The organism is Vibrio sp. OY15 (genome assembly GCF_000742455.1).
Lineage (GTDB): Bacteria > Pseudomonadota > Gammaproteobacteria > Enterobacterales > Vibrionaceae > Vibrio > Vibrio alginolyticus.
The window spans coordinates 128,521-143,752 of sequence record NZ_JPIL01000014.1 but is presented as its reverse complement, the minus strand read 5'-3'; the positions used below and the strand labels follow the sequence as shown (position 1 = coordinate 143,752).

Sequence of the window (15,232 nt, the reverse complement as noted above, 5' to 3'; positions counted from 1 at the left end):
AACATAAAGATTGGTCATGGCTGGCCTTTCGACCAGCCAATTCATTTCTTATCCACCTGACTGAGGGATCTTTGCCACAAGTCGCAAAGATGTGGTCAGTTCTTCCATTTGTAACCAAGGCTTCAGCCATGCTACGGCATTGTAAGAACCAGGTGCGCCAGGAATTTCCTTAACCTGAACACGAGCGTCTGCTAGAGGGTATTTCGCTCTGATCTCTTGACCACCGCCTTCAGAAGCATTGACGTAACCTAGGATCCAGCGGTTCAGCCAAGACTCAACGTCTTCTGCTTCCATAAAGCTACCAATTTTATCTCGAGCCATTACTTTCAAATAATGCGCAAAACGAGATGTTGCCATCATATAAGGTAGGCGGGCAGAAATGGCCGCATTGGCCGTTGCTTCAGGGGATTCATGGTTCGCTGGTTTTTGACAGGTTTGCGCACCAAAGAACACTGCATAGTTGGTGTTTTTGTAGTGACAAAGTGGTAAGAAACCAAGCTTACCAAGCTCCGCCTCACGTCTGTCGGTAATACCAATCTCTGTTGGGCACTTCATATCAGGGTCGCCATCATCACTCATGAAGAAATGCGTTGGCAAGTTATCCACTCGACCGCCGCCTTCTGCACCACGGATGGCAGTACAAAATCCATATTTTGAAAATGCGTCGGTTAACTTAACACCAAGAACATACGAAGAGTTCATCCAACAGTAGTCGTTATGTTCAGCGTTAACAGCAATACCTGAAACAGGATCTACTTCGAACTCTTCAAACCCAAACTCTTCGACTGGAGCGGTAGCTTGTCCGTATGGCAAACGAGCAAGGACTTTTGGCATCGTCAGACTAACGAAGCGCGAATCGGCACTCTCGCGGAACGAACGCCATTGGGCGTATTCTAGTGATTCAAATACCTTATCTAGGTCGCGTGGTTTTGACAACTCAGTCCACTCATCAAAGCCGAATAGTGCTGGTGAAGCTGCGGACAAGAATGGAGAGAAGCCAGAAGCCGCTACATTTGACATTAGGCGTAACGACTCAATATCTTCTGGGTGGTTGGTAAACTCATAGTCTCCAATCAATGCACCATACGGTTCACCACCAGCACTACCAAACTCAGACTCGTAAACCTTTTTAAAGATCTGGCTTTGATCAAACTCAACAGCTTTGCTCAAGTCTTTATGTAGCTCTTTCTTGGTCATGCTCATCATGCGAACTTTCAAAGTAGAGCTGGTCTCTGAATTCATCACTAGATAATTTAAGCCGCGCCAAGAACCTTCGAGTTTCTGTAATTCTGGGTGATGCATTACTTCAGACAACTGATCAGAAATCTGCCTATCGAGCAAATTAATCGCTTCACGAAAAGTTACTGTTAGGTTTTTGTTCCAAGTAACTGTCCCTTTCATTGCTTCTTCAGCGAGCGTTTTAATCAGCTCCTCAGCACGAGAAGCTTCGGTCTGCTTAGTCGCACCAATAGCTTGATCTAAGAATGAAGTTGTCTGTTCATTAACTGTTGGATCTAACTGTTTTTCAGCTTCAGTCGTCATTATTCCGCTCCTTCAGTACTGTCTGACTTCGCTTTCTTGTCAAGATCTAACTCGCCTGCAAGTCTTGCCAGATTGTCCGTATTGTTCAAAACATCCTCTAGGATATTTTCAAGCTCTTCTGAGCGGTCAACTTTTGTCATCAAATCACGCAGTTTATTACGCGTTTCCATCAATTGGCGTAGTGGATCAACTTGATTTACGATCGCAGCAGGCTCAAAGTCTTGCATTGATTTAAAGTTTAAATCGACCTCAAACTGTGAATCGTCATTCGCAAGCTTATTCGCAACTTTAAACTTCACCGATGGATTCATTTTTTTGAGTACATCGTCAAAGTTATCTCGATCGATCTGAATAAAACGGCGGTCTTTTAATGGCTTCAACGCTTCTGTGTTTTGACCAGCGAAATCACCCATTACACCTACAACAAAAGGCAGTTCTTTCTTAAGAGTTGTACCTTCAGTTTCAACATCATAGGTAATGTGGACACGAGGCTTCCGTACTCGTGATAGTTTCGAGTGGATACTCGTCATACCATTCTCCCTTTATTAATTTTCATTTTGTTCTGCTATGCCAACCAAACGGAAGTAGCTTTTCTTTGCATCCCCGTCGGAGATAAGTTCCGCCAGTAACTCCGGCAGAGGCATCCCACACCAACGAATGATCTGTTCGATGGAGTAAGAAACTGGTGAGTGAGGTTCACTCTCTCGGAAGAAATCAGCTACTTGCTGCAATTGTCTAATTGCCTGCTCTCGTGATTTCATGTTTGTCGCTAATAATGCATCACAACTTTGTGAACTTAACGGTTGTTCAGAAGAAGATTCATCAAGATCCTCTAGCTCTTCAAACACCGCTTGTGGTTGATTAAAACGATCTCCAAGAAGGTGCTTTAATGCCGAGTGTATTGATTCAAGTCTTTTTGATATATAAGAACTAGGAGTCACATCACCGACCGCTTCATCTAATCGCTGACTGAATTCATTAAATGATTCCTTAGCGAACTCCAAATCCGTGATTAATTCTCGATAAAACGTATCAGAAGTCGACTTAACCGTAGTTGTAATTTCAGATAGCTCAACAGCCCCAAGCTCGACTCGATTTCGGCGCTTATCTTCGTCTAAGCGCTCAAGCTCTATAGCTTGCTGATATTCCCAATAGGCATAAGCTTGCTCCACGCCTAAGTCAGTCAATGGTATACAAGCAATTGGAAAAATAAGTGTTCCTTCACTATCGATACCATTGAGGCCAATAATCGCCGATATTCTTGTCTCAATACCATCTTCATCAGGCATTGGGTACAGATCATCCCAAAAGTTCTCAATTAAACTGGTTGCGAGTTTGTAGCCAACGCCCATACCACGAAAACCATACAATCGAGTTAGGGCTTCTATAAGCCAGGCAACAAATTCCAAATCTTTAGACTGATTCGTGAGTATTTCTGGGACATCTTCAATAAATACTCGCCATAAATTACTGTGGGTATAGATACTTTCTTCTTCTATAAGAGCATTACGTTCAGCGTTGCGGGCGGCCATACGCTGATCTTTCAACCGATAGTAAGCAGACTGTGGTGATACATCCTCTCTAGGATCAACACCTGTAGGATTTTCTTGAGATATAGGGGCCAACGCTTGTTCATACCAATCAAACATTTCATTACTCATAAGCTCTCCCTCTTAGAAAGACAGGTATTGTCGCGTCTTCTCTAGTTACTGTTTCGCACTCCGTTTGCGCTTGGCGAACTTTGATCAAAGCACAAGTTACGTTATCACTTGCGCCCCGAACCAAAGCCGAATGCATGAGCGCTAATCCAGCTTGGTTGACTGAGTCTGCATACAATGTCCGATGAATTTCCTCACTCGTAAGTTCCTTAGAGAGTCCATCGCTACAGAGTAGAAACTGATCGCCGTCAGCCAACTGCCCTGAAACTTGATCAATAGTGACACTTTCGTCGACCCCAACAGCTCTGGTAATAACATTTGCAAGAGGGTGAGATTCGGCATCTTCAAATGCCAATAAGCCCTGATCCACTAAGTCCATGACTTGACTATGATCACGTGTTTTTTGGACAAAATTACCACTTCTAAGCTGGTAAATTCGGCTATCACCCACCCAAAGACAGTGGTAATACCCATCCTGAATAAACAACAAAACAAGTGTTGTTCCCATCGTTTTACCGTCTAAGTGATTTTGTGCGTATTGGTAAATTTCTAAGTTCGCTTCTTGAACCACTCTTCGGATATCATCGATATTAGTATTGGAGACATCCTGCATGTGGCGCGCGACTCTATCCACTAGCATCTGGCTTGCTATATCGCCAGCACTGTGTCCACCCATTCCATCAGCAACCACCCAAATATGCTGCTCTGTCATATCCAACAGAGCATCCTCGTTATAAGGGCGTACTTTTCCTGCGTGCGATTTAGCAAAGGTAAAATAGTTCCAATTCATTCTTCTATCCTACCAATTCCACTTTTTCCAGCCGCCATCAAGCATGGCTGAAAACTGACCAATTGAAGGAAATCCACTCGTAATGAACATGCATGGTTCAACCTTCGTTGAACCTTCAGTCCACCAAAAACATGGTTTACTCAATTTCTCTTTAATGAGGAAATTCAAAAGCGTGTTTTGATCAGTATTGCCGTGATCATGAAAAACTGTAGATATTTGGCTTTGATAAAGAAACTCCAGAGGCCTCACTTCACTTGTCACATTCGCAACGAGGTCATTTTTTTCTTGAGTACTCTTATGCCAAACATCAAAGACAAAGTCGTCCTCAAGTACTGAAAGAGCAAGAGCGGCACTGTCCTCGGTCCAAGCTCTGTCACCCCAATATTGCGCAGCTTCACCTTTTACGGCACGAGCTATAGTAAAGAAAAAGTATCTACCGCATGCATCAACACTAGGAATCATGCTACCAATGTAGGTTGAGTCTTCTAAATAGCTAATATCCAAAGCAAAGTGCCACACAGGAGCCGTTAAAAAGTGCTCATTCCAGCTTTCGCCCAGTTGTTCCCTGCTGACTGCAATAACCGCCTGTTGCCAATCATGCCAACGCTCCGAGAAATCTTGTGATAAACCATCTTTCACAAAGTCCCCTTTTGCAGGCATTTTACCGATATAGCCCCAGCCTGATGTTATAAGGTTCGTGGACATCTGAACCTCTCCATTTCATTTGACCAAAACGGATTAATGGCACTAGAAGGAATAAGCTCTAGTTGCACCTTGTTTCCCTTTAAATCAATCATAACTATATTGTCTTTACGCGATTCTGGCCTTGCTTTAAGTGATTGATCCAAAAGCTTGAATATGCCCCACTCACCTTCATAGGTATGCGCAATTTCGCGTTTAGATTCAGGTGGTGTGAACACAATTCGAGTCTGATCTTGACCGGCAGGCCAACTCAACGATTTAGCTCTTGCTGGTCCATGCTTATAAACCAAATCTTGTCCACCCAACTCTAAGACAAATCGAGTAATGTGCTGGTCTAGATAAACAGGCTTCATACCAAACTCTACGCGTAATGAATTATCAGATTCAAAGAAAGACTGCCTGATACGTTGCGCTCTTTGAAAGACCATTAGTGTTTCTGGACGAACTCCAATTTCCTTTTCTAATCGCCAACGACTTTTCGAAGTATCCACAAACGGTTCGAGGTATTCTTGGAAGAATGCGTCAAGCGTGCCCCCATAACCAAAGAATCGCTTAAAGTCTTTCAATCTGACTTCTCTGCTCGCATTGGGCTCGAATGGATATCTGCCAGCAATAGTCCGCTGATAAGGGCGCACCACTTGTGTTACCCAAAGTTGATTTAGATGATCCTTCGAACCGCTCTCCGCAAACTTGACCGACTCTTGAGAAAGCTCACCTAGCCATTGATTAAATGGTCTCGGCAAAAGTTCTTTAGCACGAGCAAAGGAAGCTGCGACATCTTGTGTAACGGTTCCATCTAAAATACTTTTGTAGGCAATTTTCTGATTGTTACCAGAGCTTGATAAGTCACTTAAATACGAACGCAAGTTAATCATTGCTTGTTGAATATCATCAAAGTCTTGCTCACCAAGGCGTAAAATCTCTGAGAAATGTGATTCGACTTCTTTACCTGGCAGAGCAACATTGAAACCGTTTTCTTCAGGTAAATACATGTCTAGTCTATCTGCCGTATTTGAAAACTTAACTTTGGCAACTTTACCAGCAACTTCAGAAGCGGCTTTTTGATTTTCTGACAATGATACTTTTGATAGAGCAACCTCTTTTTGGATTGCTCTCAACAAAGATTCGATTGGTCTTTCAACTCCAGATAAAACCCTCGCTTGCTCTGTCGCAAGTTCTAGGCTCGGAGCCTGCTTCAATTGAATATCTTCGATCAACGTTTTCCATTCATTAACATAATCTTGATAGTATCGAGACTGAACGCCTTGGATGGCACTATCTTGATCAATTTCATGAGCCTTAAGATCGTCACCATAAACCCAGTTCTCTTCCATTAGGCTTTTTACTGTACGGTTGATCTGAATCTGAAAAATGCTATGAAAACCATTGTACGTGTAGAAACCCGAAATGCCTTGTGATAGCGGTTTTCCACTAGCTCGCTCGAACTGCTCAAGCCCTTTAGGTCCCAATACATCAGTCAAGCGAAATGAAGGTACATGACTCTTAGAAAATTGTATTTTCATTCGCTGATAAGCACGTTCAGGTAGAGACATTTGAGTCAACACTTCTCGAGCACTCGTCACGGCAGCAGTGTTGTAAGTAAAGCCTTGTCCATCGTTGCCTAATAAATATTGAGTGTGCTGTAGCAAGCGTCTTCTTAAGTCTGCGTTTAGCTCACCCGGATATTGACGTTCGAAATAAAAGTTAAACCAAGCCAACACTTCATCTTGTTGATATTTGTCTGGATTGAATAACATCAAATACGTTTTTAACGTTTCGTACAAATACTCACGATGCTGTTGATTGCTCTCCATTTCTGACACCAGGCTATCAAGAAGCAAAGGGGCGAAATATTGGGTCAAAGCATCAGAATATGCATTGTTTGCCGCCTGAGATACTTTGTCTCCTTGATAGAGACCAAACCTCTTTACAGAGTCGGCATCACCGTAGTTGCTTTGCTTTCCGAGAGGAAGCGTCATCAACCTATCTAATGTTTCTACAGCTGAAACAATATCCGCTTCAAAATCTAAACTTTGAGCGCCAATCAGTGCATCAATATGGCTAGCTTGTTCATTGGTATCGACAATTAACTGTGAGTTCCACTTATAACTCATAAACCAAAGCGCAGAAGCTCCTAGCAGTAGCGTTGTACATCCAATGTAAACACCTCGACGCATCCAACCTGACTGCTTTTGATAGTGACGATTAACTGTTCCTAACAGTTGCTCTTTGAAAATAACCTTGTCAAAAAGATTCTTTACGAAATAACTATGAGAACCAGTCTGACTCTTTGCTAGAGCTAAACGATTTAACCCAAGTCCATTGGTTGATTCATTCATCAGCTTATCGACTGGTAAGCCTTCTTGAACCGAACTCAACATAAACACACCACGAATCAAGGCAGGCTCTTCAAAACTGTTTTGTGCAAAAATTTCAGCTAAAAACTCGTCAAGATTAGCTTGTAGCACTCTTAATTGCTTTGGAAATTCAAAGATAAGCGCGCGTTTATCTAAATCGTCCTCAGTTTCAAGTATTCTAAGCATACGGGCATCAAGGCGCTCCAACATGCCATGAAATTCTTTGTTGAATAGAGAAATAACGCCTCTTTCATCATCCACTTCACGAGGGAACATGAAACCAAATAAATCATCTCGTTCTTCCTTACTTAAATCGGCAAAGAATTCATTGAAACCGGCAACTAAATCCATTTTGGTGAGCAATACGTAAATCGGAAACTGCATGCCTAACTGGTTTTTCAGTTCTTGAAGTCTCGACTTAATTGCTCGAGCATGAAGACTTCGCTCGGTTCGAGTCTGAGACATCACGCTGGCTAAACTTATCGTAACAATCGCACCATTAATTGGTCTTTGCGTTCTATACTTTTTCAACAATCCTAAGAAACCATGCCACGCTTTAGAGTCGACCTTTTCTTGACTGTCTTGTGTCGTATACCGGCCAGCCGTATCTATAAGAACTGCTTTATTTGCAAACCACCAATCACAGTGGCGAGTGCCACCTACACCGGCAATAGAGTCAGAGCCAAGGCTGTCTCCTAATGGAAACTCTAACCCCGACTGCTTTAATACGGTTGTTTTCCCCGTTCCAGGAGGGCCAATCAACACATACCACGGTAAGTCATACAAGCTTCTCTTGCCTTTGTGTGTTTTCGTCACTACTTTGACAGCTTGCTCAATACGCTCGCGCATTAAGTCAATTTCACTTGCTGCTTCTTTATCTGATTGGCTATCAACCTCAAGCAACGTTTGAATACTTTCGTCTTCTTTCACCTTTTGCTTATGCTGCTTGGTAACGTTAAATATCGCCCAAAGCAACACCAACACTAGAATAGTGACTAGCCGTTGAAAGTCACTCTTTAGGGGCTCATATCCCGCTATCGCAATAAGTGGACCAACAACCCAAATGAAAATAGAACAAGCAGCGACACCGATAAGACCGAGAAACCATCTTTGAGTAAATATTCTGCCAATTTCTTTAATACGCATCTCTATCTACCTATTATTAATTCGCGACAAGAAGGTCGATTTCAATCCGGCGGTTAATAGCTCGGTTTTCATCACTACTGTTTTCAACTAATGGTCTTGCATCCCCCAATCCCTCGGGTATCACTCGCCCTTCTAATGCACTATTCGAGATCAGTTGTTCAGACATAGCAGTGGCTCGAGCTAATGATAGGTGCCAGTTCGAGGGATATTTACTCGTGAAAATAGGCCTATCGTCGGTGTGACCAGTAACAATGATCTTGCCTTGGGTCGACTCCAATGTTCTCGCAAGCTTAGAAATAACGGGTTGGATGTAAGCGACAACATCAGCACTACCTGATTCAAATAGATCTTGAGACTTTAACGAAATTCTTACCCTGTCTTGCAGCGGCTCAACATTGATTAGCCCCTTACCGATCTCAGTTGCTAGATACATTGAAATCTTTTCTGCAATTGGCGCTGATTTTGATTCTGACGTTGCATCTTGGTTAAGTTGTTGCGGTTGAATCAAATTGACTAATTGAGAAAAGGTGCGATTGGATGCCTTATTTAGCTCATAGCTAAAATACATATATATGCAGACCAATAATGCCGCCGTTACAGAACATACAACCCAAAGAGGGGCTCTATCAGAAGCCTTTGAGCCATTCAAAATGTGTTGGTCGATACTATTACTTAGCTCCTGAGGGACTCCTCTCCCATAAGACTTAAGAGTAGCAATAACCTGTCTTCTCAATTTCCGGTGCGATTCCAGTCCATTTTTTTCTAAACGGTATTGACCCAGAAACCCGAGAGATAAGCACACATACATTAGTTCAAGCAAATCTAAGTTCGCATCTGGTTTCGCCATGCACTTATCAAGATGCTTAAAAAACGCTTCCCCACCTTGACTGCTAGCATAGAAGGAGCTAAGTAATGAATCGTGACTCCAGAATGAATGCCCACCCCAATTGGTGTTAAGGACAACTTCATCTAGTGAACAGCATAAACAATAACGAGCTGTATCAATGGTATCCAAATCAACGTCATGCTGACGTAATCGGTTCTCATAATCTCTAAGCTTTTGTGCCAATGTCTCTTTTAGAAACAACGGATCGGAATGAGTCGCTGTCGACCGAATTTGACCGATAATAGATAACAGGCCATTCGCCTCTGCTAGTAGAGAGTTATTCCCATAAGCGACCACTGAATCATTGTTCACCAATTCAGGGCTTTTTGAGATAACTACGGTATTATCCACAGACTTTTCTGATTGTGGTTTCGATGCGGGAGCTCTTCCACCCGGTGTTGGTTTTACTATCGTTTGTTCCATACAGAGCGCGCCTATTTATTAATACTCCAAAGCTCAAGTTCAGCATTCGGAAAATGCCCTGATAGGTGAAGCGCAATACCGCCACTATCTTTTAGCCTCATCCAAAATGGCCCTTTCTTGACAACTTCGAAATAGACATAACCCGTTTGGTAAGGAATCTGTCTCGGGACGACACTCAGCGGCACTACGTTTATACCGTTGATCTGATTATTAATTAGATCGCGAATCTGTTCTGCGGGGCCAAACTTGAGTTGCGCTGGGACCAGGCGTCTTATTTCATCTGTTGTGGTATCTGCTTTAATTGCTAGCACAAATTGGCATGACTCAAGCAAGCGTTTATCTGGAAGTGGCGTCACTTGAATACCGTACTGGCGAGGCTCCAACGGAAGTTTGGTCGCAGTTTGGTCAAGAACAACACTGAGGTACTGACTGAGTATCTGATTCAACTCGCTATAGACACTTGATACATCTAAGTGATCATACGCAAGCAAACTTGGGACTCTTTTAGTTTTATTAGAAAAAGTGGCTAACTCACCAATGTAACCTTTAAGTGTCGTCGCTAATTCCAGTGGATGTAACCTATCTAACTCACTGAAATGCTTTAACTTCGCCTCATATCGGTTCAGCATTTGGAGCATGATGAAATCAACAGCAGAAGCCGATGCAGATTTACCCTTAATCAAGCGCTGTGCAATAACGTCAGCACGCATCTTTGTCATCGCGATAACGTTACGTAGATAAGCTGACATAACTTTGTCGCTAAGGAGATTGATAAGCGGAGGAACGTACTCATCGTCTAGTATAACTTCCCCTTCAGGAGTTACCTCTTTGATCCTTAAGATAGGTAACTCCACATAACCCGCTAATTTGTCATTACTCGCTTTCAACTCTAGATTAAGGGCTGCAACTTGGATGGTTTCCTCATCTTGTCCTGTAAGGTTATCTATCACGGCGATATCTTGAAGTACATAACGAGAGACGATCGATTCGCTTACATCCGAAACGTTTTTACCTGTAACACTTGAAAGAGGGAGAGTTATTTTTACTAACGTATTTTCAGTGTTTTTATCAATAAGTAGAGGCGAAACTGAATCGTTGGATATTAACGTATTAACCAACGTCATATCTGGCAAAACAGCTTCAAGATGCTCAAGTTCAATAAGACCATCTTTTAGCGCGTGTTTTTTTACTCGACATTTCCAAACTCCCCAATTGTAAGCCCCACCTAACTGATGTAAGCCCTTGAATTCTTGAGAGGTTGCGCGTTCTTGTTGTTGGAAGTGCTGGGGACGTAAAAACATTCCTTCGCACCAAGCCGTCTTGGAGTATTGCGTCATTTATAATTAGCCAACTAAACGTTATTTAACGACCAAAGACAGATCTTCTAACAATACTTGATATGTGTTGTAACCGGTCTTATCCACTTTAATGACTTGTCGCCAATTTGAGTTTTCAATATCTCGAAACGCTACGACAATGCCTAAATATTCTGTCTTTGGAGACATACTTGCTTGATATGTTTCTTTCTGACCTGGAGTTAATGAAATTTCATATTTATTCACTAAATCAGGTCCTAAGACTTTTTCACTTTCTTCATAAATAGAAAAAAAGTCCTGGCTTTCGAAAATGGTATTTGACGTTAATTCAAATACATACACCACTACAGGAGAAGGCCTGCCGTTTGAATCAGGATTAATGTTATGACTTGCTGCTATTTCTAAATCTGAGTATGGATCAACAACTAGGTTCGCTGCTGAGCACCCAAATAAAGCCATTGAAATTAATAACAAAATATATTGGTAAAACTTTTTCATCACCCTAATTCCTAGCCTTTGTTTTTTAATGCTAATTCATAGTGCTTAGCGAAGTCTTCTAAATAGAACGGAGACTCTTTATTGATAATATCATCGGATAACTTTTCATGAATATCCTCAAACCTCTTCCAACTTTGAGCATATTTTCTAGCTGGAATAACCTTATTAATAACCGTGTCTTTCGCTAAAGCATCTGAGTATATAGAAGTAGGTTCAACAAGTGACATAACACTCGAAACCGTACCTTCAACACCTTTCATTAAGGCTTGCTCATGACTTTCGATGTCATTAAATGCTTCTTTAATGGCTGCATTTGGCTTTAAGAAGCTAGCGGTTTGACGGTTATATAAGTTATGAATCGCATCTTCTAAGTTTGCAGAAAACTTTAAAGGGTTATTTTCTGACTTACGAAATGCGGTATGACTAAGTCGATTTGTTTGTTTAAACACTGCTCTGTTATGCAGTGTTTCCATTAAACCAACTAGCATCAAAGAAAATGACTCCCCCAGTTGTTCGAACCATTCCTCTCGGTTATCGCTGGGAATCATCATTGGATCTATACCCACCCCTCTAACAAAAGCCGCAAGTTCACCCCCATTGGTATCAAAGTTGGGAGTCGATAGGTGTTCTGATTGTCGGTTAACTTTCGGTAAAGTTTCAGATACGGTGCTCTGTTTTTCGGGCTTTGGGATATCAATAAAATCATCGACTAAACCAATATCTAGCTGAAAGTCAGAAGGAACACTTTCGTTTAAGAGTTCACTAGCACTAAGGCCTAGGTCAACAAATTCTGCTTCCGATGGACTTGAGACTACTTCAGGGGGTGCGCTAGAAAGACTTTTACTTGTCTCAAGACTGAATACATCTGTATCTGTTTGAATAGAAACTGAAATTTGATAATCCCCTAAGCTAACCATATCGTCATCGCTTAGTGCTATTTCATTTCCTTGACCCACAGGAGTTACAGCATTATTTACAAAAGTACCATTAGTTGAGAGGTCTTTTATCAAGTATTTGTCACCAAACTTAATCAGTTCTCCGTGGGTTCCGGATACCACTCTTTCAGGATCTGGTAGTGTCCAATCACATTGTTCAGACCTACCAAATGTAACCTTGGCATGTTCATCACTTGATTCAAACACGAACTCACTCTCAATCTCTGGAGTAAATTTGTGAAAACTTGTTATGGTTAAAACCAACTTCATGTAAACCTCGCCAAAGACCTGCTAGATATTATTTTTAATTTTATTATTAACTGCTTTCTTATTAACAGTAAGATTAATAAAAACCTTAATACTGCCATTGAAAATCATGCACGGAATAATGAATCATTTTTTTATCAAAGCAATCACGTATTGTTCAACAATTTTAATTATCCAACCAAGTTCAAATTTTTGACACTTAGACTTTCATCAATAAAAAAACGAATGTTAGTTTGGCCGAGAAATTCTAACATAATGACTTTTCATTGAGCAGAAAGGTATATATTCCCCCATCATTTATACGGAGTTCTTGTGATGGAAGACAGTAATAAAAACAATTCTATAAATAACGAAGAAAGCGGAGATAAAACTAAAATTGTAAAGACTCAAAAACGAGACAATGCAATTAAATCAACCAAACTCACTAATAATGAAACCTCCGTTAAAAATAAAAATGAAACAAATACAAAACTGTCTCAAAAAGAAAACACTCCGTTAGTTAATAAGAAAAAAAACAATAAAGATGACTCATTAAATAATAACAAAGATGTTATTAACGAAAGCTTAATAGGAACGACCGTTAAAAATCGGTATGAAATTGAGTCGGTTATTGGGCATGGTGGGCTTTGCGATGTTTACTTAGCTAAAGATAAGATTCTTGAATCTTCAGGTTCAGAAACACCCTACGTTGCGTTAAAAATATTACAGAAAGAGTTTGCTTCTCAACCAGAGACTGCACGCATGTTAATACGTGAAGCTCAACAAACTCAAAGGTTAAGCCACCCTAATATCATTAGGGTTTTTGATTTTGGTGTTGATGGCGAAATATACTTTTTAGTTATGGAGTATATTAACGGAGAAACATTAGAGAGTTTAATACAGCGTTCTAGGCCCCATGGGCTGAAGTTTAATGCAACTTTATCAATCCTAAATCAGGTACTCGATGCACTCTCATATGCTCACTCTCTTGGTGTAGTGCACGCCGACCTAAAGCCCGCTAATGTGATTTTAACGTCTGAGGGTAACGTTAAGTTGCTTGATTTTGGTGTATCTAAAACTCATCAATTAAAGCAGGATCAATATGCGGCTAAACGTAAATCCGAAAATGTTGAAACGCTTGGTTATACTCCCAACTATGCATCACTCAACCTGTTATCCGGTAAGGAACCGAACTTAAGCGACGATATGTTTGCTCTATTTTGTATTGCTTACGAGCTATTGAGTTGCAAACACCCTTACGCAAGAACTCCAGTTAATGAAGCTCTCAAAAAGAAGATCAAGGTCTCTAAACCAACTAACATGCCTGCATCTAAGTGGCCAATATTTTCAAGCGTATTTTCAACTGGCATCATTCCGAACGAGCTGACCCCTGAGCAGTTGAAACGCAAATTGAATATGCGCTATTGGCCTATCGCTAGCGGCGCGGCAGCGAGTATATTATTAGTTAGCGGCATTGTATTTGGTTATCAGCAGCAACAAGAAACCATCGCCAATTTGGAAACCGTTATTAGCAAGCAAAATGATCAAATTGCCGGACAAGAGTGGCAGCTTGATACGCCAGCAGAAAAAAGTTTGGCACTGATTGATAGTGAAAAAAGCTTACATCCAGTCGTTAAGGCTGGCTTATTACGCTTACACAAGACCTATATTCTCAGCGAGTTTGAATCTGAAATTGATCAGGTTTTGAATTCTGATGCCAACAACTACCCGAATTATGATGAAATTGAGTCCATACTTGATAAAGCAAAAACCTACTACCCTGACTCACATAAAATAGAAGTTCTTGCCTTAGATATTCAGTCAAGCAAGCACTCCACGTTACTTTCGATAGCAAGGCAAATCAACAGTCAACTTGAAAAGTCTCGGTACAGTAAAGAAGACGGCAGTAAATCCATCTATGAGCTCAAGGATGAGTTAAATCAGATTCATCAAGGTTATCCTTTCACGCCAAGTTCGTTATCTAGCGATGTTTTCGGTCAGCACCTCACTGAAGCACTCAAAAAGAAAGACGCAGCTGCACTTGTTGCTCTTATTAAGGTTGGGAACACCTTCTTTTCAAACGTAGAAGAGCATCAAGAGAACTTACAGATAAGTAATGCGATGAAAGATGCAGTGCTGGAAATGAAATTATATGAGACAGCGCTAGATTCCAACAGCCCTCTACCGTTTCCAGAAGATGCCGCTAGAATCCTGTTCCAAGAAGAGTTTGAAAACTTTTATTCTCGCCTAGAAAAGGCAAGGACGACAACTCATCTCGATAACTTGGTGAAGGATGTGGATCTGTTCTCGAAAAACTTTCCTATTGGTTTTCAGGATGTTAACGATTTAAGATTCAAAACTGCTGATAAATACTTACGCTTCTCCGATATATTGCTTAATAAGCGAAGGACTTCAAGCGCAAGACGCGCTATGAAGAAAGCCAACGAGCTTATGAAGCAAATAGAACAGGACTCTAAGCAAAGCTAGTAATACAAAAGGGACGCGAGTCCCTTTTTTGCCGCAGATCACTTGCCAATATGCAACTAGATTGCTAATTTATACTTGTACTTAATGAGGAGAGTTAGCCTTGACTGAAGGAATAGTCAAAGTTGGCGAACGTCTGGCGTCCGTATGTAACGATAGCCTTAAACTAGGACTGCAAGACACTTACCGACTCGGCGTTTTACTTGGAAACGTCCCCTTTGCTACTTGTGTTAAAAACACGCGAGTTGA

11 protein-coding genes are annotated in these 15,232 nt (G+C 41.2%); 1 reads left to right on the top strand and 10 read right to left on the bottom strand.

Annotated elements, in window-relative coordinates:
* Positions 1 to 48 precede the first annotated feature (48 nt).
* The 10 genes from tssC to tagH are packed head-to-tail and all read right to left on the bottom strand — an operon-like array spanning position 49 to position 12,523.
* Positions 49 to 1,542: a type VI secretion system contractile sheath large subunit gene (gene tssC, locus IJ23_RS18270; RefSeq protein ID WP_005375950.1), complete on the bottom strand. Its 1,494-nt coding sequence runs from the start codon at positions 1,540 to 1,542 to the stop codon at positions 49 to 51.
* Entirely contained in the window at positions 1,542 to 2,072 is a 531-nt protein-coding gene (tssB, locus tag IJ23_RS18265) for a type VI secretion system contractile sheath small subunit (protein ID WP_005387524.1), read from the bottom strand. Before tssB ends, tssC begins: the two co-directional genes overlap by 1 nt.
* 15 nt (positions 2,073 to 2,087) lie before the next feature.
* Positions 2,088 to 3,203 (bottom strand): type VI secretion system protein TssA, encoded by a 1,116-nt coding sequence (tssA, locus tag IJ23_RS18260; RefSeq protein WP_005387526.1) that lies wholly within the window; start codon positions 3,201 to 3,203, stop codon positions 2,088 to 2,090.
* Entirely contained in the window at positions 3,196 to 3,990 is a 795-nt protein-coding gene (locus IJ23_RS18255; RefSeq protein WP_033907014.1) for a PP2C family protein-serine/threonine phosphatase, read from the bottom strand. Before IJ23_RS18255 ends, tssA begins: the two co-directional genes overlap by 8 nt.
* A gap of 9 nt (positions 3,991 to 3,999) precedes the next feature.
* Positions 4,000 to 4,695: a type VI secretion system-associated protein TagF gene (gene tagF, locus IJ23_RS18250; protein ID WP_033907013.1), complete on the bottom strand. Its 696-nt coding sequence runs from the start codon at positions 4,693 to 4,695 to the stop codon at positions 4,000 to 4,002.
* On the bottom strand, positions 4,677 to 8,195 hold the full coding sequence (gene tssM, locus IJ23_RS18245; protein WP_033907012.1) for a type VI secretion system membrane subunit TssM: 3,519 nt from the start codon (positions 8,193 to 8,195) through the stop codon (positions 4,677 to 4,679). The genes tagF and tssM overlap by 19 nt, the downstream gene beginning before the upstream one ends.
* A gap of 16 nt (positions 8,196 to 8,211) precedes the next feature.
* On the bottom strand, positions 8,212 to 9,504 hold the full coding sequence (tssL, locus tag IJ23_RS18240; protein ID WP_033907010.1) for a type VI secretion system protein TssL, long form: 1,293 nt from the start codon (positions 9,502 to 9,504) through the stop codon (positions 8,212 to 8,214).
* A gap of 11 nt (positions 9,505 to 9,515) precedes the next feature.
* A complete protein-coding gene (tssK, locus tag IJ23_RS18235; RefSeq protein ID WP_081107487.1) occupies positions 9,516 to 10,841 on the bottom strand; it encodes a type VI secretion system baseplate subunit TssK in 1,326 nt (441 codons plus the stop codon).
* 21 nt (positions 10,842 to 10,862) lie between these two features.
* Positions 10,863 to 11,318, bottom strand: coding sequence for a type VI secretion system lipoprotein TssJ (tssJ, locus tag IJ23_RS18230; protein ID WP_033907006.1), 456 nt, complete (start codon positions 11,316 to 11,318; stop codon positions 10,863 to 10,865).
* A gap of 11 nt (positions 11,319 to 11,329) precedes the next feature.
* Positions 11,330 to 12,523, bottom strand: coding sequence for a type VI secretion system-associated FHA domain protein TagH (tagH, locus tag IJ23_RS18225; RefSeq protein WP_005375931.1), 1,194 nt, complete (start codon positions 12,521 to 12,523; stop codon positions 11,330 to 11,332).
* A gap of 312 nt (positions 12,524 to 12,835) precedes the next feature.
* Between tagH and IJ23_RS18220 the strand changes: the two genes are divergently transcribed.
* Complete coding sequence (locus IJ23_RS18220) at positions 12,836 to 14,986, top strand: serine/threonine-protein kinase (protein ID WP_033907005.1); 2,151 nt, start codon at positions 12,836 to 12,838, stop codon at positions 14,984 to 14,986.
* Positions 14,987 to 15,232: the final 246 nt, after the last annotated feature.

Coding starts and splice junctions, on each gene's coding strand:
- tssC (WP_005375950.1), bottom strand. CDS start 1,542: ATGACGACTGAAGCTGAAAAACAGTTAGATCCAACAGTTAATGAACAG.
- tssB (WP_005387524.1), bottom strand. CDS start 2,072: ATGACGAGTATCCACTCGAAACTATCACGAGTACGGAAGCCTCGTGTC.
- tssA (WP_005387526.1), bottom strand. CDS start 3,203: ATGAGTAATGAAATGTTTGATTGGTATGAACAAGCGTTGGCCCCTATA.
- IJ23_RS18255 (WP_033907014.1), bottom strand. CDS start 3,990: ATGAATTGGAACTATTTTACCTTTGCTAAATCGCACGCAGGAAAAGTA.
- tagF (WP_033907013.1), bottom strand. CDS start 4,695: ATGTCCACGAACCTTATAACATCAGGCTGGGGCTATATCGGTAAAATG.
- tssM (WP_033907012.1), bottom strand. CDS start 8,195: ATGCGTATTAAAGAAATTGGCAGAATATTTACTCAAAGATGGTTTCTC.
- tssL (WP_033907010.1), bottom strand. CDS start 9,504: ATGGAACAAACGATAGTAAAACCAACACCGGGTGGAAGAGCTCCCGCA.
- tssK (WP_081107487.1), bottom strand. CDS start 10,841: ATGACGCAATACTCCAAGACGGCTTGGTGCGAAGGAATGTTTTTACGT.
- tssJ (WP_033907006.1), bottom strand. CDS start 11,318: ATGAAAAAGTTTTACCAATATATTTTGTTATTAATTTCAATGGCTTTA.
- tagH (WP_005375931.1), bottom strand. CDS start 12,523: ATGAAGTTGGTTTTAACCATAACAAGTTTTCACAAATTTACTCCAGAG.
- IJ23_RS18220 (WP_033907005.1), top strand. CDS start 12,836: ATGGAAGACAGTAATAAAAACAATTCTATAAATAACGAAGAAAGCGGA.